This is a genomic window from Ensifer sp. SL37, from assembly GCF_026672675.1.
Taxonomy (GTDB): domain Bacteria; phylum Pseudomonadota; class Alphaproteobacteria; order Rhizobiales; family Rhizobiaceae; genus Ensifer; species Ensifer adhaerens.
In genome coordinates, this window is record NZ_JAPPRN010000001.1 from 1,284,586 (window position 1) to 1,302,797 (window position 18,212).

General features: G+C 63.2%; 18 protein-coding genes. 10 read left to right on the forward strand and 8 right to left on the reverse strand.

Going from position 1 to position 18,212, the window contains the following annotated elements; all coding sequences use genetic code 11:
- Nucleotides 1-3: 3 nt before the first annotated feature.
- From OVA00_RS05790 to OVA00_RS05800, 3 genes are all read left to right on the forward strand, one after another.
- Complete coding sequence (locus OVA00_RS05790; protein WP_060601643.1) at nucleotides 4-1,707, forward strand: amylo-alpha-1,6-glucosidase; 1,704 nt, start codon at nucleotides 4-6, stop codon at nucleotides 1,705-1,707.
- Nucleotides 1,708-1,721: 14 nt separating this feature from the next.
- On the forward strand, nucleotides 1,722-2,756 hold the full coding sequence (locus tag OVA00_RS05795) for a LacI family DNA-binding transcriptional regulator (RefSeq protein ID WP_268088333.1): 1,035 nt from the start codon (nucleotides 1,722-1,724) through the stop codon (nucleotides 2,754-2,756).
- 127 nt (nucleotides 2,757-2,883) lie between these two features.
- The gene (locus OVA00_RS05800) at nucleotides 2,884-4,896 is read left to right on the forward strand and encodes a beta-galactosidase (protein ID WP_268088334.1); all 2,013 of its coding nucleotides are present in this window, start codon (nucleotides 2,884-2,886) and stop codon (nucleotides 4,894-4,896) included.
- 107 nt (nucleotides 4,897-5,003) lie between these two features.
- Here OVA00_RS05800 and pcaF read toward each other — a convergent pair whose 3' ends face one another.
- From pcaF to OVA00_RS05815, 3 genes are read right to left on the reverse strand one after another with little or no spacing between them, the layout of a single operon-like run.
- Nucleotides 5,004-6,209 (reverse strand): 3-oxoadipyl-CoA thiolase, encoded by a 1,206-nt coding sequence (pcaF, locus tag OVA00_RS05805; protein WP_268088335.1) that lies wholly within the window; start codon nucleotides 6,207-6,209, stop codon nucleotides 5,004-5,006.
- Complete coding sequence (locus OVA00_RS05810; RefSeq protein ID WP_060522042.1) at nucleotides 6,209-6,991, reverse strand: CoA-transferase subunit beta; 783 nt, start codon at nucleotides 6,989-6,991, stop codon at nucleotides 6,209-6,211. The genes pcaF and OVA00_RS05810 overlap by 1 nt, the downstream gene beginning before the upstream one ends.
- Nucleotides 6,992-7,002: 11 nt before the next feature.
- On the reverse strand, nucleotides 7,003-7,863 hold the full coding sequence (locus OVA00_RS05815) for a CoA transferase subunit A (protein ID WP_060580997.1): 861 nt from the start codon (nucleotides 7,861-7,863) through the stop codon (nucleotides 7,003-7,005).
- Between the two features lie 180 nt (nucleotides 7,864-8,043).
- Between OVA00_RS05815 and OVA00_RS05820 the strand changes: the two genes are divergently transcribed.
- Both OVA00_RS05820 and OVA00_RS05825 read left to right on the forward strand, forming a co-directional pair.
- Nucleotides 8,044-8,799: an IclR family transcriptional regulator gene (locus tag OVA00_RS05820; RefSeq protein ID WP_034805852.1), complete on the forward strand. Its 756-nt coding sequence runs from the start codon at nucleotides 8,044-8,046 to the stop codon at nucleotides 8,797-8,799.
- Between the two features lie 90 nt (nucleotides 8,800-8,889).
- Nucleotides 8,890-9,552 (forward strand): sulfite oxidase-like oxidoreductase, encoded by a 663-nt coding sequence (locus OVA00_RS05825; RefSeq protein WP_034805855.1) that lies wholly within the window; start codon nucleotides 8,890-8,892, stop codon nucleotides 9,550-9,552.
- Here OVA00_RS05825 and OVA00_RS05830 read toward each other — a convergent pair.
- Nucleotides 9,537-10,202, reverse strand: a complete 666-nt coding sequence (locus OVA00_RS05830; RefSeq protein ID WP_051659713.1) for a TetR/AcrR family transcriptional regulator — start codon at nucleotides 10,200-10,202, stop codon at nucleotides 9,537-9,539. The genes OVA00_RS05825 and OVA00_RS05830 overlap by 16 nt on opposite strands.
- On the reverse strand, nucleotides 10,187-11,671 hold the full coding sequence (locus OVA00_RS05835; protein ID WP_268088336.1) for an amidase: 1,485 nt from the start codon (nucleotides 11,669-11,671) through the stop codon (nucleotides 10,187-10,189). The genes OVA00_RS05830 and OVA00_RS05835 overlap by 16 nt, the downstream gene beginning before the upstream one ends.
- Before the next feature lie 16 nt (nucleotides 11,672-11,687).
- On the opposite strand from OVA00_RS05835, the gene OVA00_RS05840 reads away from it, so the two are divergent.
- Entirely contained in the window at nucleotides 11,688-12,131 is a 444-nt protein-coding gene (locus OVA00_RS05840) for a hypothetical protein (RefSeq protein WP_112771414.1), read from the forward strand.
- Nucleotides 12,131-13,072: a sterol desaturase family protein gene (locus OVA00_RS05845; protein ID WP_268088337.1), complete on the forward strand. Its 942-nt coding sequence runs from the start codon at nucleotides 12,131-12,133 to the stop codon at nucleotides 13,070-13,072. The genes OVA00_RS05840 and OVA00_RS05845 overlap by 1 nt, the downstream gene beginning before the upstream one ends.
- Before the next feature lie 47 nt (nucleotides 13,073-13,119).
- On the opposite strand, the gene OVA00_RS05850 is transcribed toward OVA00_RS05845, so the two are convergent.
- On the reverse strand, nucleotides 13,120-14,568 hold the full coding sequence (locus tag OVA00_RS05850) for an NCS1 family nucleobase:cation symporter-1 (RefSeq protein WP_034805858.1): 1,449 nt from the start codon (nucleotides 14,566-14,568) through the stop codon (nucleotides 13,120-13,122).
- Between the two features lie 238 nt (nucleotides 14,569-14,806).
- Here OVA00_RS05850 and vapB point away from each other — a divergent pair, with 238 nt between their 5' ends.
- A complete protein-coding gene (gene vapB, locus OVA00_RS05855; RefSeq protein ID WP_034805861.1) occupies nucleotides 14,807-15,040 on the forward strand; it encodes a type II toxin-antitoxin system VapB family antitoxin in 234 nt (77 codons plus the stop codon).
- Nucleotides 15,040-15,447 (forward strand): type II toxin-antitoxin system tRNA(fMet)-specific endonuclease VapC, encoded by a 408-nt coding sequence (gene vapC / locus OVA00_RS05860; protein WP_090425784.1) that lies wholly within the window; start codon nucleotides 15,040-15,042, stop codon nucleotides 15,445-15,447. Before vapB ends, vapC begins: the two co-directional genes overlap by 1 nt.
- Nucleotides 15,448-15,457: 10 nt before the next feature.
- Here the strand turns inward: vapC and OVA00_RS05865 are convergent, their stop codons facing one another.
- Nucleotides 15,458-16,345, reverse strand: coding sequence for a helix-turn-helix domain-containing protein (locus OVA00_RS05865; RefSeq protein ID WP_113079296.1), 888 nt, complete (start codon nucleotides 16,343-16,345; stop codon nucleotides 15,458-15,460).
- 128 nt (nucleotides 16,346-16,473) lie between these two features.
- On the opposite strand from OVA00_RS05865, the gene pobA reads away from it, so the two are divergent.
- A complete protein-coding gene (gene pobA / locus OVA00_RS05870) occupies nucleotides 16,474-17,646 on the forward strand; it encodes a 4-hydroxybenzoate 3-monooxygenase (RefSeq protein WP_089042812.1) in 1,173 nt (390 codons plus the stop codon).
- Here pobA and OVA00_RS05875 read toward each other — a convergent pair.
- Entirely contained in the window at nucleotides 17,640-18,182 is a 543-nt protein-coding gene (locus OVA00_RS05875) for a GNAT family N-acetyltransferase (protein ID WP_159415802.1), read from the reverse strand. The two genes, pobA and OVA00_RS05875, sit on opposite strands and share 7 nt — an antisense overlap.
- Between the last annotated feature and the right edge of the window lie 30 nt (nucleotides 18,183-18,212).

The following is an 18,212-nucleotide window of genomic DNA, read 5'->3' on the forward strand; positions in this document are numbered from 1 at the left end:
GGCATGCTGTTCGACATCGATACCGTGCCCTTCAGCCGCAGGGGCCGGTTCCTGACGCTCTCGATGATGCGCGTGCCGGGCCGCGACGGCGAGCGGGCACTTTATCTCCGCCACGTGGCAGGCGGCGACGAGCGGCCATCGCTCGGTCGCCTCTGCCGCGTGGAATTTCTCGATGCGGAAGGCAGGGCCGTGGCCCCGGTGCTCGTGCTTTCACCCGAACGACTCGACGCACGCGTCGGTGACGGCGAAGTCACCTTCGTCATCGGCGAAGGGGAGCGGCTGCACATATCCGGCAGACAAGCCGGCGTACGCTTTCATCTCGAAGGCTCGCGTTACGATTATGTCTACCGCACGCCGAACGGAGAGGATTGCCTCGTCGCTGCGGTCGAAAACGTCAAGTTCATCCCGCGGGCGATCACCGGCGACCTGAAGGTCACCGGCGCCTGGCAGCGCGATCATTCCGAAGACGTGTCCTTCGCCTTTTCGGGGACCGGTGCCTTCGAGGGCAATGTCGACTTCTTCCGCACCGTGCCGCCGGCTGATCGGCCCGGTCGGTTCGCCGAGGCGCTTTCGGATGCGAAGGCAGAATTCTCTGTGTGGCACGCGCGCGTTCCCGGAGGTGTTGACGGCCAGGGCGAGGCGCATCGGCTGGCAAGCTATCTGCTCTGGGCGAACGGCGTGCCGGCCGGTGGCGCGTTGACGCGGCCGGCGATCTACATGTCCAAGAACCACATGATCAACATCTGGAGCTGGGACAACGCCTTTTCGGCGCTGGGCGTTGCGGCCTTCGATCAGGATCTCGCCTTCGATCAGTTCGCAGCAATCTTCGACCACCAGGACGCCTCCGGCCTGCTGCCGGATTACATCAACGACCGCGACGTGCTCTTTGCCTTCACCAAGCCGCCGGTGCACGGTTGGGCGGTGTCGCTGATCGCAGCTGCCAATCCGGGCTTCCTGACAGCGGAGCGCAAGTCCTACCTGCGCGACGCCATCGGCCGACAGGTCGATTACTGGCTGACCCATGGACGCAAAGATGCCACGAGCCTGCCGTCCTATTTCCACGGCAACGACAGCGGCTGGGACAACGCCACCTTCTTTGCCGAAGGCGGCCCGGTGATCTCGCCGGATCTGCCGGTTTTCCTGATCCTTGCCTGCGAGGCATTGGCCGAGCTTCTTGAAGACGATCGAGAACGCCGGGCGGTGTGGCGGCAGAAGGCAGACGACCTGCAGGTGCTGCTGTTCGAGCGCCTCTGGACCGGCGACACCTTTGGCGCCCGGCTCGCTGCGGATCCGGAGCGGATACTGCCGGGCGAAAACCTCATCCAGTTCATGCCGCTGCTGCTCGGTTCGCGGCTGACGCCCGACATGCGCGAGAAGCTTGTCGCGCGGCTCGTCGCCGGCGGTTTCATCACCGAATGGGGCCCGGCGACGGAAAGCCCGAAGAGTTCCTTCTACGAAGACGACGGTTACTGGCGCGGGCCGATTTGGGCGCCGACCACACTGCTTCTCTGGGATGGACTGCGCCGGCAAGGGAAGATTGAGCTCGCGCGCGAAGTCGCGGAAAAGTTCTGTTCACTTGCGAGCAAAAGCGGTATGGCCGAAAACTTCGACGCGCGCTCGGGGAGGGGCCTTCGCGATCGCGCATTCGCCTGGACATCCGCAGTCTATCTTGTGCTGGCAGCATCGCTCAGCGCTGACAACCCGTGACGAGCAGAACCGCCATGCAGAGACCGACGATCAAGACCATTGCGCACGAGACGGGGCTTTCCATCGCCACCGTTTCCAAGGCCCTGAAGCATTCGCCTCAGGTTCGTCCGGAGACGCGCGCGATCGTGATCGAAGCGGCGGAACGCGTCGGCTACGAACTGAACATGCATGGCGTGCAGTTACGCACCGGCAAGACCTATCAGGTCGCAGCCATCATGACCGCGCCGGGTCCGAAGCAGAACGAATGGGAAGGCGTCGAATACGCCCAGCTCCTGAGCGGCATTTCCTGGGCGCTGGAAGACAGTCCCTATCGCGTCTCGCTCTATGCGGTCCGCAATTTCGAGGAGAGCCAGGCGGTCATCAAGCAGATCGTTTCGCTGAAGAAGGCCGATGGCATCATCATCTCGGGCACCCGCGCCGACGATCCCCGCATCCGCACGATGCAGGCGGCCGATTTCCCCTTCGTCACCTATGGCACCAGCATTCACAATGCGCCGCATGCCTATGTCGATGCCGACAACGAGCAGATGATCCGGGTGTCGATGGCGCGTCTCACCGAGCGCGGTCATCGCCGCATCGCGCTGCTCAACCCGCTCTCGGACTTAAGCTACGGCATCACCCGGCACGAAGCCTACAGGCATGCGCTTGATGTCGCGGGGCTTCCCTATGATCCGGCGCTCGTCGCCCATGGCCGTCTGACGCCGGCTTTCGGCCGCGAGAACGTGCTGACCATGTCGGAGCTCGGCAACCCGCCGACCGCCTATATCTGCGCCAATGAAGCCTCCGCGCTCGGCGCCTTCTCGGGCTTCCACGAGCGCGGGCTGGTGCATGGCCGCGATGCGGTGATCAACGCCACCGACGATCTCAACGTCAGCCAGTATTTCGCGCCGCCGATCACCACCTATTACCTGCCGATCAGCGAGCCGAGCAGCCTGCTCGGCGCCTATATCCTCAGGCGCATGGAGGGTGAGCCGCCGGAAGCGCTGCAGACGCTGCTCATGCCGAACCTGATCGAGCGTTGCGACGACCGCTTGAACCCGAACCGTTGACGAATTTCACGCCCGCTCAGGGCGCTCATTCATGCCCTTGAATATAAACGTTTATATTCGAGGGCGCACAGACAAAACCCGAGGTCGGACCCAACCGGCCGTAAGACATGACGAAGGACCGGAACCCGTGCACATGCCCCTGACGAGATCGAACCGCTTCGACGCCAAAGAACAGCAGACGGACATGCTGGAACTCGGCGTCTGCTACTATCCGGAGCAGTGGCCGCGCGAAAAATGGGAAGAGGATGCCCGCCGCATGGTCGAGCTCGGCCTTGCCTGGGTGCGCATCGGCGAATTCGCCTGGGCGAAGATCGAGCCCCGCTCGGGCGAATTCCACTGGGAGTGGCTGGACGACGCGATCGAGGTGCTCGGCAAGGCCGGTCTTAAGGTCATTCTGGGAACACCGACCGCCGCACCTCCGAAGTGGCTGATCGACCGCTACCCGGACATCCTGCCCGTCGACGTCAAGGGTGTGGTGCGCAAGTTCGGCGCCCGCCGTCACTACTGCTTCTCCAGCCGCCGCTACCGCATCGAGGCGGCGCGGATTTCCGAAGCCATGGCCGAGCGCTACGGCAAAAACGCCTTCGTCCATGCCTGGCAAACCGATAACGAGTACGGCGACCACGACACGATCTACAGCTATTCCGACGAGGCGCTGCGCGCCTTCCGCGAATGGCTTGAGGCCCGCTATGGCACGGTTGAGGAACTGAACCGCGCCTGGGGTACGGCCTTCTGGGCGATGAACTATCTGAGCTTCGACGAGGTCGAGCTTCCGAACAACCTCGTCGAAGAGCCGAGCCCGACCCATATCGTCGACTACATCCGCTTCTCCTCAGACCAGGTGAAGAGCTTCAACAAGGCGCAGGTCGACATCATCCGCAAGCACTCGCCGGGCCGTCCGGTGACGCACAACTTCATGTCGCAGAACACCGACTTCGACCATTACAAGGTCGGCGAGGACATCGATATCGCGTCGTGGGACGTCTATCCGATGGGTGGCCTGCTCAATGGTCGTCTCTCGTCGGAAGACAAGGGCCGGTATCTGCGCGTCGGCGATCCCGACCAGCCGGCCTTCAACCACGATCTCTACCGCGCCGTCGGCAACGGTCGTGTCTGGGTGATGGAGCAGCAGCCGGGCCCGGTAAACTGGGCCTCGCACAATCAGTCGCCGGCCGACGGCATGGTCCGGCTCTGGACGTGGCTCGCCTATGCCCATGGCGTCGACATGGTGTCCTATTTCCGCTGGCGCCAGGTGCCGTTTGCGCAGGAACAGTTCCATGCCGGCCTGCTGCTTCCGAACAGCGAGGCGGACCAGGGTTATCTCGAAGTCGCGCAGGTGGCCGATGAGATGAAGCGCTTGCCGAAGGGCGAGCGCCGCGAGAAGGCGAAAGTCGCGATCCTGCTCGACTACAATTCGCGCTGGGCGACCCGGGCGCTGCCGCAGGGCCGCACCTATCTGGCTTCGCAGATCGCGCTCGACTGGTATTCGACCGTCGCCCGCCTCGGCGTCGATGTCGACATCATCGGCCAGCACTCGGACCTCGAAGGCTACCAGCTGGTGCTGGCACCCGACCTCGTGATCCCCGAACAGGCCTTCGTTCAAAAGCTTGCGGCGTCGGGTGCCAAGGTGCTTTTCGGACCGCGCAGTGGCAGCAAGACCGAGGACATGCATATTCCGGAGGGGCTGCCGCCGGGTCCGCTCGCCGCGCTGATCGACGTCAGCGTCGCGCGTGTCGAGTCGCTGCCGGAATTCCACGGCGAGAGTGTGCTTTACGGCAACGAGACCTATCCGGCCGGCGTCTGGCGCGAGACGGTTCGCACCAACGAAACCGTGCTTGCGACCTTCGAGGGCGACTATCGCAATGGCGCTCCGGCGCTCGTCGGCAACGACAAGGCACGCTACATGGCAACGGGTGCACGCGGCGAGCTCCTGGACAAGGTGATTGGCGATGCGCTCGGCTGGGCTTCGGTTGAGGCGCTCGCCGATCTTGGCGATCTGCGCATCACCCGCCGCGGCAAGCTCACTTTCGCCTTCAACTACGGCAAGACGGCGGTGGACGTGCGGGCGTCTGCGGGCGCAACCTTCCATGTCGGTGGCCGCAAGCTCGGCCCGGTCGACGTCGCGATCTGGTCGGAGTGATGGGAAGGCAGATTATTGCCCGCCGACCGACGCAGCACCCAAAAGCAAAGAGCCCGGCCTTGGAAAGAGGCCGGGCTCTTTGCTTTTCATACGGTACTTTTCCGTGGTCAGACCCGTTCCAGCGCCACGGCGATGCCCTGGCCGACGCCAATGCACATGGTCGACAGCGAATAGCGCCCGCCGGTCTCGTGCAGTTCGAGTGCCGCCGTGCCGGTGATGCGGGCGCCAGACATGCCGAGGGGGTGGCCGAGTGAGATCGCGCCGCCGTTGCGGTTAACGCGCGGGTCGTCGTCGGCAATGCCGAGGTCGCGAAGCGTGGCGAGCCCCTGCGAGGCGAAGGCCTCGTTGAGTTCGATCACGTCGAATTGCGCCTGCGTGAGACCGAGGCGGGCCATCAGCTTCTTCGATGCCGGAGCCGGGCCGAAGCCCATGATGCGCGGCGGTACGCCGGCGGTAGTCCCACCGAGGATGCGGGCGATCGGCCTGAGGCCGTATTTCTTCGCTGCCGCTTCCGAGGCGATGATCAGGGCCGTTGCGCCATCGTTGACGCCGGAGGCGTTGCCGGCGGTCACCGTGCCGCCTTCTTGTCTGAAGGGCGTGCCGAGCTTGGCAAGCGCCTCCATCGTCGTCGCGCGCGGGTGCTCGTCGCGATCGACGATAACGGGCTCGCCCTTGCGCTGCGGGATCGTCACCGAAACGATCTCTTTCGCCAGCCGGCCATTGGCCTGCGCGGCCGCTGCCTTTGCCTGGCTGCGCACAGCAAACGCATCCTGGTCTTCGCGGCTGACGTGAAAGTCAGCCGCGACGTTCTCGCCCGTCTCTGGCATCGAATCGACGCCATATTGCTTCTTCATCAGGGGATTGATGAAGCGCCAGCCGATGGTCGTGTCGTAGATTTCGGCGTTGCGGGAGAAGGCGGCATCGGCCTTCGGCATCACGAAGGGCGCGCGTGACATGCTCTCGACGCCACCGGCGATCATCAGCTCGGCTTCGCCCGATTTGATGGCGCGGGCTGCCGTGATGACCGCATCCATGCCGGAGCCGCAAAGCCGGTTGATCGTCGTCCCGGTGACGCCGACCGGCAGGCCGGCCAGGAGCAGCGACATGCGCGCGACGTTGCGGTTGTCCTCGCCCGCCTGGTTGGCGCAGCCGAAGATCACGTCGTCGACGGCGTCCCAGTCGACATCGGCATTACGCTCCATCAGTGCCTTCAGCGGAATTGCGCCGAGATCGTCGGCCCGCACCGATGAGAGTGAGCCGCCGAACCGGCCGATCGGGGTGCGGATGTAGTCGCAGATGAAAGCCTCGGCCATCACGCAGCCTCCTTGTCGCCCTGATGCGCCTTCTTGGTGCGAGCGTTGATGTCACGAAGGGTCTTGAGTTCGAGTTCGGACGGGGCCGGCGTCTCGATCACTTCCTCGGCGAACCTGATCGCCCAGCCGCAATTCTCGACGATCTGCTCGCGCGTGACGCCGGGATGGATCGAAACGACGGTCAGTTCCTTGGTTTGCGGATGCGGCTCCAGGATGCAGAGGTCGGTGATGACGCGCGTCGGTCCCTTGGTCTTCATGCCCAACCGTTCGCGGTGGTCGCCGCCGTCGCCGTGGCCCATGGAGGTAATGAAGGGCAGCTTCTCGACGAAGCCGCGCCTGGAGAGCGCCATGGTGATGAAGATGCGGCCGCAATTGGAGGCAATCTCCGGAGCGCCGCCACCACCGGGCAGACGCACCTTCGGGTGGTCATAGGGGCCGACGACCGTGGTGTTGAGGTTGGCGAACTTGTCGATCTGGGCGCCACCGAGGAAGCCTGTCGTGATACGCCCGCCCTGCAGCCAGTAGCGGAACATCTCCGGCACCGACACGGTGAAAAGGGCCGTGTCGCAGAGTTCGCCGTCGCCGATCGAAAGCGGCAGCACATCCGGCTTGGTGCCGACCGTGCCGCTCTCGTAGATCAGCGTGATATCGGGTGCATGCGTCAGCCGCGCGACGTTGCAGGCGGCCGAGGGCGCGCCGATGCCAACGAAGCAGACGTCGTCGTTGGAAAGCGCCCGGGAAGCGGCGATGGTCATCATTTCGGTAGGGGTGAAGTCGCTCATTCTATCCTCCCTCAGGCCGCTTTTGCCGGTTTGTTGCCGGCATGCTTGGCGAAATCTTCCGGCCTGGCGTCGAGCACGTTTTCCTTGATCCAGGCGGTGAAGCTATCGCGGTCGCGGGCGATCTCGTCCCAGCCGATGTAGAAGGCGTTGGAGCGCGGGTAGTAACCGTGCGCATAGGACGGGAAGGCGCCGCCCGGAACGTGAGCAACCGATGTGACGGCCCAGCGGGGCAGCACGAGGGAGTTGGGCGACGGTGGGTTGAGCTCGTCGACGATCTCCTCCACCGTGACGATCGAGCGCTTGGCGGCAAGAACCGCCTCCTTCTGCACGCCGACGATGCCTTCGATCAGCACGTTGCCCTTCCTGTCTGCGCGTTGCGCATGAATGATCGTGACGTCAGGGCGGATCGCCGGTACGGCCGCAAGCACTTCGCCGGTAAACGGGCAGGTGACCGACTTGATGTTGGGGTTTACCTTCGGCAGGTCGGCGCCGATGTAACCACGCAGCGTCGCAAACGGCAGGTTGGCGGCACCCGCCTCATAGGCGTTGGCCATCGCCGCGTGGGAATGCTCCTCGATCTCCAGCGGCCGCGGCCATTGGTTTTCGACGGCGTCGCGGAAGCGATGCAGCGAGCCGACGCCGGGATTGCCGCCCCAGGAAAACTTCATGCCACGCGCCGCACCCACGCCGATCAGCTGGTCATAGAGAATGTCCGGCGTCATACGCACCAGATAGAGGTCCTTGCGACCCTGGCGGATCACCTCATGCCCCGCGGCATAGGGGATCAGATGGGTGAAGCCTTCCATGGCGACGGTGTCGCCATCCCTGACATTGTCGCCGACAGCCTCGGCGAGCGAAACGATCTTCGCCATGTTTCCTCTCTTGGTCTCAGTGATCTGTTCGTGGCCTTCGTCGCCCCACGGGCAGCCGGCGCCTTCCTCTTCCGGATGCCAATAAGCGCCGATCGAAACGCTCGGTCAAACATTTTGTGCGATATTTGACTTTTGTTCGTATATCGCACAAAATCGTTGGCGATGATTTGGGAGGCAAGGATGCGGGAAACGGACTTCGTCAGCGGCTTTGCGCGCGGGTTGGCAGTGATCGAAGCCTTCGATGAAACCCGGCCGAAACTGTCGATTGCCGAGGCGTCAAAGATTACCGGGCTTGACCGGGCGACGGTGCGCCGGTCGCTGCTGACCCTCTCCGAGCTCGGCTATGCAGACTATGACGGCAAGTTCTTCGCGCTGACGCCGAAGATCCTGCGCCTTGGCCATGCCTATCTCTCGGCAACGCCGCTGCCGACGATCATCCAACCTTATCTCGACCAATTGTCCGACCGCGCCGGGCAGAGCGCCTCGGCCTCGGTCTTGGATGGAACCGAGATCGTCTACATCGCCCGCGCCTCGCAAAAGCGGGTGATGTCGATCAACCTGACGACGGGGTCGCGCCTGCCGGCCTATTGCGCCTCCATGGGGCGGGTATGGCTCGCGGCACTGCCGGAGCATGAGGCACGAGAGATCCTTGCCCGATCGAACCTCAAGGCAAACACGCCCTATACGAAGACCGATCCGGAGGACCTGATCGCCGAGTTTCGCCGTGTGCGCGACCAGGGCTATGCGTTGATTGATCAGGAACTCGAACTCGGTCTCTGTTCGATCGCAGTGCCGCTCGAAAACGACCGCGGCCGGATCGTTGCGGCGCTAAACATCGGCGCGCCGGCAGCCCACGTGGCCGCAGCGGAGATGGTTGAGCGTTACCTGCCGCTGCTCAAGGAAACGCAAGCGGCGCTCCGGCTGGTGCTGAGATAACAACTTTTGAAGCTGCGCTTGACCTTCCGCCGTCGCGCCCTTCTTACTCTCGCTTGGCGAGTGAATTCGGGGGTTGGGGAGGAGAGCATCATGACCGACGACGCGCATCCGCCGGAAACCAAGCTCACGACGACGAAGCGGCGCTGGGCCGCCGATGGCAAGTTCCTGACGGGGCGGATCGTGCGCCCCGAGGACGAGCGCCTTCCGCCCGGGCAACACCTGGTCAAGGACTGGCCGGTGCTCGACCTCGGCCAGCAGCCGATCATCCGGACGGAAAGCTGGCGGCTCGATATCACCGGCCACGTCGAGCATCCGCTGTCGCTCGACTGGGCCACCTTCAAGGCGTTGCCGCAGAGCCACCGTCTCTCCGACATGCATTGCGTGACGACGTGGTCGCGCTACGACAACCGCTGGCAAGGCGTGACCACACGTGATCTGCTCGACCAGGTGATGCCGAAGGCCGAGGCGAGCCATGTCATGCTGACGAGTTATGACGGCTACACCACGAACATGCCGCTTGCGGATTTCGCCTCCGAAGACGCGATCCTTGCGACCGAATGGGAGGGCCAACCGATCGGCCGCACCCATGGCGGACCGATGCGGCTCGTCGTTCCGCATCTTTATCTGTGGAAGAGTGCCAAGTGGCTGACGCGTATCGATTTTCGCGAAGGCGACATGCCCGGCTTCTGGGAGCGGAACGGCTACCACATGCGTGGCGACCCGTGGCGCGAGGAGCGCTATTCGGACGACTGATCGGGGCCTGTGAAGGCTTGACGATCACCGCCCAACGCGTCCGGGTCCAGAAGCGATTGCAGCCCCGCAAGCTGGTAGCGCCAGAAGAGCGAAATGGCCGACTGGATCGATGGGGCGTCGCTGTATTCGCTGAGCGTATCGGCAATGGTGTCCAGCGTTCGAGTGAAGGTTCGCTCGAGCATGAAACCCATCAAAGGCGTCAGGGCCTGCTCGCCGCCCTTGTCGGTCAGGTAGCCGGAAGCCAGCCGCACCATCTCCCGGATCATCAGCTTGCGGACATGGGCGTAGCGCGTGCCGTCAGCGCCGCGAAGCAGGATGAGGACCACGAGCCGCTGTTCGATCCAGAAGGACAGCAGCGCCCCGGCACGTTCGGATCCGGAAGCATCGGCCTGCAGCCAATTGCCGATCGATCGCAGTTCTCGTACACGGGCGCGCAGCAGGCGCAACAATCGCCCGGCGAGCGCCGGTGTCACGATCTCATAAAACAGCGCTTCCTTGTCGGCGACGTACTTGTAGATGTTGCTCGAACTCGTACCCGCCCGTTCCGCCACATCGGTCAGCCGCGCCTTTTCGAACCCTTGCTCGGCAAACACCGCTGCCGCTGCCGTAAGCAGACGCTCGCGCACTTCCTGCTTCAGGCGCTGGGGCATGCGAGCCTTTCTGCAAGCTCGGTGAGCCTTGGTTGCCAGGGGGCAGCTTCTTCCAACTGGAAGGCGAGCGAGAAGAGCAACGCGTCCTCGCCCGTTGCTGCAGCGAAATGGCAGCCGACCGGCAGCCCCTCGCGCGACCAGCAAAGCGGCACCGACATGGCGGGCCATCCGGCAAAGGACGCCACATTGGTGAACCCGGCGAGGCGTTCCGTAAACGCGATGAGTTGGACTGCATCCTCGGTCGGTCCTTGCGTCCCCAGCGGAAAGGCCGTGAAGGGGACGGTGGGCGAAAGCAGCACGTCATAGCCGGAGATCGTCTGATTTGCGCTCGCCTCGGCCCTCTTCGTCGCGCCGATCGCCTCCATGATTGCCGCCTCCGGCAGCCGCCTGGCGCGGCGGACGAGCTCGACCGTGTAGGGCTCGAACAAGGTCTCGTCGAAGGCGCCGCCCATTGCGGCCGCGACCTGGTCGAACAGGCCGGACAGAACGATCCCGGTCAGATTGAAAAAGGCGCGGCTGGTTTCCTGCGCGTTGACGTCAGGCCCCGCGCATTCGACGACCTCGTGCCCCAAAACCGTGCACAACGTGATCGCTGCGTTGAGCGCGTCCTCGACCGCTTCAGACACGCCGCGCCCGAAAACATCATGGCGATAGACGCCGATGCGCAGCCTCTTCTGCGGGCCGCAGCGCATATCGTCGATCGCAGGCATTGGTCGCGTCAGGTCCTGCCGCTCGGTCGCCGCCAGCCACAAGGCGCTGTCGCGCACGGAACGGCTGACGCAATGGTCGCTGATCAGCCGCGCCGTCGGTATCGCCGGCGGCAGGCCGGCATTCACCGTGCGGTCCCGGCTCGGCTTGAAGCCGAAAAGCCCGCAGAAGGAGGAGGGGCCACGGATCGAGCCGCCGCCGTCGGACGCGTGGGCGATCGGCACCATGCCGGAGGCAACGGCCGCCACCGCGCCGCCGGACGAGCCGCCGGTCGAAAGGGCAAAATTCCAGGGGTTGCGCGTCGCGCCATGGGCGAGGGTTTCGGTGGTGCCGAGCAGACCGAACTCCGATGTGGTCGTCTTTCCAAGAACGATCAGACCGGCCTTGTCGATTGCGTCCGTGTAATCCGATCCGCCTTGGGCGAGCTGTCCCTTGAAGAGGCGAGAGCCGAAGCCGGCCGGATGGCCGGGATAGGCAAGCAGATCCTTCAGCAGGGTCGGTACGCCCGGGAACGGCATGTCCGCGTGCGGCCGAAGAGCTCCGGCGCACTTGCGCGCTTGGTCGAAACCCGTGGATGCAAGGGCGTTGACGTGCGGCTCGATCCGCTTGATGCGCCGGATGGCGGCATCGACGAGTTCGAGCGGCGAGGCTTGGCCCGTCGAGACGAGACGCGCCTGTTCCGTTGCGTCCAGCGCGGAAAAGTCGTCCGTTTCCTGTTGCGAAAATTCGGGATTCGGCGCGCGCATCTGTCCAGATTCCATTGACGATGAAAAGAGAATGATAGATTCTCTTTTCATCGTCAATGGGCGGTTGCATCCGCAAGCGACTGATTGCATCTTCCCGTCTCCTGCAATGCTGGTGCAACCCACCCCCCGCAAAGCTCGTGCAACGTTTCAACAAAGGACGTTGTCGATGCGCCTGGCCATTTTACCCATGTGGATGATCCTCTTCAGCGCGAGCCCGACCCATGCCGAAGAAAAGGCAATGTGGATTGCGGACAATCCGTATCGGACCGTGCAGCCTTTGTACGATCCCTGTCGTGATGGTCGGCTAAGTGATGGAACGCCGCGGACCTGCGCCGAGATCAGACGCATGTACCGGCATGGACGAGGCGGCTGGTCCGAGCAGGACCATCGCCTGGATGCATGCAGCAACGGGCGCGTCAGCGACGGTCGGCCGCGCACATGCCGGGAACTGCTCGAGTGGATGGAGCATCGTTGATGAAGGCAGAGCGCAGAGCCACCGTGTCGAGGCTCGGACAGGTTGTCAGATTAGTGCTTGGGTATCTGTCCTGGCCGCTGGTGTTTTTCGGTGGACTGCTCGGCGCCTACTACGCGTTCGCGAGCGCAGAGCCGATGGTCCGTTTAGTGGGGGTCTATGCGGCTGCCGTCTTCATCCTGTTTCTTCTAGAACGCTACATTCCCTACGAGCGGGGCTGGCTTCAGTCGGATGGCGAAACGGTGAACGATATCGGCCACACGCTGGCGACGAAGGGCCTGCTGCAGGCGGCTGGCCTGATCGCCGCCGTCTTTCCCATGTATGCCGCCAACATCCTGCAGCCGCTCGCAGCGCTCAAGTTCGGTCTCTGGCCATCGGATTGGCCGATGGTGTTTCAGGTGGCTATCGCCGTGGTGGTTGCCGAATTCGGCCTCTATTGGTCGCATCGGATCGCCCACGAAAAGCTGTTCTTTTGGCGGTTCCACGCTCTGCATCACAGCGTCGTTCGCCTCTGGGTCATCAATACCGGCCGCTTCCACGTGGCCGATTCACTGTTCAAGATCGCCATGAGCCAGATCCCGCTCTATTGCCTGGGCGCTCCGTTGCACGTTTTCTGGTGGCTCGGCGCGGTCACGGCCTTCATGGGCATTCTTACCCATTGCAACGTCGATATGCGCACCGGCCCCTTCGACTATCTCTTCAGCACGCCGCGGCTGCACCGCTGGCATCACTCGAAGGATCTTCGCGAGGGCAACATGAACTACGGCGAGAACGTCGTGGTCTGGGACCTTTTGTTCGGCACATACTACAACCCTGACCGTCCGTCCTCCACTAACATCGGCATCAAGGGCCAGATAGCCCGAGGCTTCCTGGCACAACTGGCGCAGCCCTTCACAAAGAACGGCGTTCGCGAAATCCTCGGCCTCCCGAAGAAAAGCTCATGAAAATGCGACAGCATGCCCGGTGTTGAACCGGGCATGCTGCGCAACAACTAGGCCGCAAAGGCCGGCTTGCGTGCGCCGATCCTTAAGACGTAGTAGATCGCCCCGCCGATGGCGACGCCGAAGAACCAGCCATAGATTCCCCACCAGGCGGGCAGGATGTTGGTGAAGGTCGGCAGGATCGAGGAGAACAGCGCGCCGATGGCAAAGGCAATAAAGGCGCTGCCGTGCCAGCCGCCCTGGAAGCGGAACTCGCCGTCCTCGTGATAGAGTGCTTCGACATTCAGCTGGCCGCGGCGGATCAAATAATAATCCACCATCATCACCCCGAAGATCGGCCCCATCGTCGAGCCGATGAAGTTGACGAAATGCGCAGCCCCCGTTTCCCAAGGGGCGAACGGATAGAGGATGAGCGCAATCAGCGCCGCAATGTAGCCGCCGCGCTTGAAGTTGATCTGCCGCGGAAAGACGTTGGCAAAGTCGAAGGCCGGCGACACGAAGTTCGCCACCACGTTGATGCCGAGCGTCGCGACGGCGAAGGTAAGGGCTGCAAGCAGCGCCAGGAACCAGCTGTCGAATTTCGCCGAAATCTGGTCCGGATGCAGCAGCACTTCGCCATAGACGGCAAAGGCGGCGGTCGTCGTCACGCCGGCGACCAGGCAGAAGGCGAGCAGGTTGATCGGCAGGCCCCAGAGATTGCCCTTGCGTAGCGTCTTCACGTCGGTTGCATAGCGCGAGAAGTCGCAGAAGTTCAGATAGAGCGCTGCGAAGTAGGTGATCCAGGTGGCGGCGACCGCGGCCAGCGCCGGGAAGCTGCCGGGCTCCCACGGAACGCCTGCGTCCTTGGTCTTTTCGACGAGCACGTCGCGCGGGATTTCCGAACCGAAGGAGAACGTCCCTGATTTGACGATCAGGTAGACGGCAAGGATCAGCATCATGATCCAGACGGCCGGGCCTGCCCAATCCTGGAATTTGCGAACGGTCTCCATGCCGCGCTGGATGATAAGCAATTGCAGCGACCAGACGACGACGTAGCAGATGACCTCAAGCGTCGAGTGGCCGAGCATGTGGCTGTTTTGATGGAAGGCCAGCATGCTTTCGTTGCGAATGAGAAGCGCCACGATCGCGCCGGAGGCAGCCGCTGTCTGGGCGCCGTACCAGAAACAGGCGACGACGGCGCGCACCAGCGCCGGAACGTTGGCGCCGAAGGTACCGAAGGAGGCGCGGGCGAGAACGGGGAAGGGCACGCCGGTGCGTACGCCCGCATTGCCGACGAGGCTCATCAGGAAGAAGATCACCAGCGAGCCGATGCCGATCGCGATGACGAAGTTTATGAAGCTGCCGCAGAGCAGGAACAGGCTTGCTGCGAGGTAGTATCCCCACAGGCTATGCACGTCGGATGTCCACACATTGAAGATGCTGAAAGCGCCCCACCGGCGCTCCTCGGCCGGTGCCAGATCCTCGTTGTACAACGAGGGCGACGGATCGCGTACTGCCATGTCTTCCTCCGTATTTCCTCCGGGCCCCCCTCGGACCCGAGCTTGATTCTGCTCCCGTTTTGAGTCGTTGCAAAAAGCTTTTTGGATCGTCGAGGTGGGGATGCAGTGGCACCGAACGTGACCAAGCGGCCTCGCAGAAACTGCGATCGGCAGCCGCGAAAGGTCGCGTATATCCCATTGACATATCCTGTGGCTGAAACCATCTTGGATATATTCAAGGTATATCCCGGAGGCGACAATGTCTGAACAGGGCGCAGTTTTTCTCACCAATCGTAGTCAGGCGATCCGGCTGCCGAGGGCCGTAGCGCTTCCGGAGGACGTCAAACGCGTCGATATCGTGGCGGTGGGGCGAACGCGCATCATTACACCCGCAGGCGAGGCCTGGGACAGTTGGTTCGACGGCGAGCTCGTCACAGCCGATTTCATGGTGCAGAGAGAGCAGCCGGAGGCCCAGGAACGCGAGCCACTCTGATGTTGAAATACATGCTCGACACCAATATCTGCATCTACACGGTCAAGAACCGGCCGCAGCAGGTTCGTGAGGCGTTCAACAGGCATCACGGCCAACTGTGCATCAGCTCGGTCAGCCTGATGGAGTTGATCTGCGGCGCGGAAAGATCCGCAATGCCCGAGCGCAACCTATCGGTCATAGAGGGGTTTGCCGCGCGTCTTGAGGTTCTCAACTACGATCAGGCGGCAGCCAGCCATACCGGACAGTTGCGCGCCGAACTCGCCCGCAGTGGCACGCCGATAGGGCCTTACGATCAGTTGATCGCGGGTCATGCACGGTCTCAAGGCTTGATCCTCGTGACCAACAACCGGCGGGAGTTCGATCGTGTGCCCGGCTTGCGAGTCGAGGACTGGACCGCGGCGCCCTGATCCCGCCTTCCTACGCACCGAGCCTGTCTCGTTCCGCAAGCCGCCAGGCGCGGGGCGTCACGCCCGTCTGGCGCAGGAAAAAGCGGGAGAAATAGGCGGGGTCGGCGAAGCCGAGGCGGAAGCTGATTTCCTGGACGCTGGCGCGGGTGAAAACGAGTTCGCGCTTTGCTTCACCGACGAGCTTTCGCGAGATCATTTCGTGGGCGCTGAGGCCAACGACGGCGCGCGTGATCCGGTTGAGATGGGTTTGCGACAGACCGAGTTCGCGGGCATAGGCCGCGGCCGGCCAATGCGAGCGGAGGTGCCGCTGCAAAAGCGCCTGGAAGCGCTGGACCCGCCGCTCGTTTTCACTCTGGCTGCTATCATCCCGGTCGTCGCTCGTCTCGTCGAGACGGGCCGTCAGCGTCAGCGCGGCGGTCAGGTAGGCGTCCAGAAGATCGGCGCGGTTGCCGCGGCTGGTTTCCCATTCCCTGGCAAGACGTGTGAGGGTTGCTGCGATGTAGGCAGCATCTTCGCCGCCGTCGAGCCGGATCAGGTGCGGGACGGCGAGCCAGGCGCCAAGGCGGCTGCGCTCGCCGGGCGGCGTCTTCAAGTGCGAAGCAAGGATGGTGAAGACGAAGCCGTCGATGTCGCGCGAGAAGCGGAAGCCGTGGCTGAGCGCCGGCGGAACGGTAATGACCATCGGCGGTTCGATCATGCTGACCGCATTGCCAAAGACCGCATCGCCGGAGCCGCCGGCAATGTACAAGATCTGAAAGAAGCTCTCGTGCCGGTGCAGCCCGATCTCCCAGTGGTAGAGGCTGCTTCGTGACGGAATAGTCTCGCAATGCAGCCAGAAATCCGGCCGTTCTCCGGTCTTTTCGCCGTAGAGTTCGTAGGTCGGAACCGTCTTCTTCATGCCGCACATCCTGAAGCCATGTTCGATTTGTGCAATTTCATGGCGGATTTGTCCATTGAGAGCGAAGCCGGCCCGGCGCAGATTTTGCCAAAAGACAATTCTGACAAAGAGCAATTCCGGAGGAGAGCATGCGCACCAAGGTGGTCATCATCGGCTCGGGCCCGTCAGGTCTTCTGCTCGGGCAGTTGCTGACGGAAGGGGGCATCGACAATGTCATTGTCGACCGTGTCAGCAAGGACTACATCCTCGGGCGCGTGCGCGCCGGCGTGCTGGAGGAAGGCACGGTCGGCCTGATGGATCGCGCTCAAGCCGGGGCGCGCATGCATCAGGAGGGCCTGCCGCATGACGGCTTCTCGCTCGCCTTCGACGGCCGCGATCACCGCATCGATCTCAGGCAACTGACCGGGGGCAAGCGCGTCATGGTTTATGGCCAGACGGAGCTGACGCGCGACCTGATGGAGCATCGCGAGCGCTCAGGGGCTGTCACGATCTACGAGGCGGCCAATGTCCAACCGCATGATTTCGACGGTCATCTGCCCTATGTGACCTTTGAGAAGGATGGCACGGCGCAGCGCATCGACTGCGACTTCATCGCCGGCTGCGACGGCTTTCACGGGATCAGCCGCAAGTCGGTACCGGAAAAGGCGCTCAAGACCTTCGAGAAGGTCTATCCCTTCGGTTGGCTCGGCATTCTCGCCGACGTGCCGCCGGTCGACCACGAACTGATCTATGCCAACCATCCGCGCGGTTTCGCGCTTTGCTCGATGCGTTCGACGACGCGCAGCCGCTACTACATCCAGTGCGCGGTGAGCGAAAAGATCGAGGATTGGTCCGACACGCGCTTCTGGGACGAACTTCGCCGGCGGTTGCCGTCTCATCATGCCGAAGCAATGGTAACGGGACCGTCCTTTGAAAAATCAATCGCGCCGCTGCGCTCTTTCGTTGCCGAGCCGATGCGTTTCGGCCGGCTGTTCCTGGTTGGCGATGCCGCCCATATCGTGCCGCCGACGGGCGCGAAGGGTCTGAACCTTGCCGCCAGCGACGTGCATTATCTCTTCGAGGGGCTGCTCGAACACTATCAGGATCGCTCGAATGCCGGCATCGACGCTTACTCTGCGCGGGCGCTGGCGCGTGTCTGGAAGGCCGTGCGCTTCTCCTGGTGGATGACGACGATGCTGCACCGTTTTCCGGATACCGGTGATTTCGACCAGCGCATCCAGGAAGCCGAACTCGACTACCTCACCCATTCGGTGGCGGCAGAAACGGCGCTGGCGGAGAACTATGTCGGCTTGCCCTACTGAGCGGCGGCGGTGCGGTCGGCCCATTCGCCTCTAAGCATGCCGTAGATCGCTGTGTCCCACCTGGCATCCCCGACCTTTGCGGAAGAGCGTCTAACGCCCTCCTCGTAAAAGCCGAGGCTGCGGTAGGTGCGGATCGCCGCCTCGTTGAACGTGTAGACGTTGAGCTCCAGCCGCTCGAAGGCGGGGTCGGCGAAAAAGCGGCGGGTCACTTCGCTGAGGAGAGGCTGGGCGAGGCCCTGGCCGCGCATGCGTGGATTGATGGCAACCCGGGCGAGGCGGCCGACGCCGTTTGCCCAGTCGAGCGCTACCTGCGCATGGCCGGCGAGCTTGCCGTCGACGACGCCTGCAAACATCAAGCGCTCAGGTTCGGCACCTTTGGTTCCGGCGAGCATCGCTTCGAGCTGTGCCGCTTCCAGCGGAAAGGCGAGGCCGGGGCCGCCCCATTGCACCAGCGCCTCCAGGCTCGAAAACCAGTCGAGCATCTCGGGAATGTGTGCTTCGGAAAATGCGTCAACGAGGAGGGGAGCGGTCGGCATGGTTCACCATTCTGTCGGGGCCACAATCTC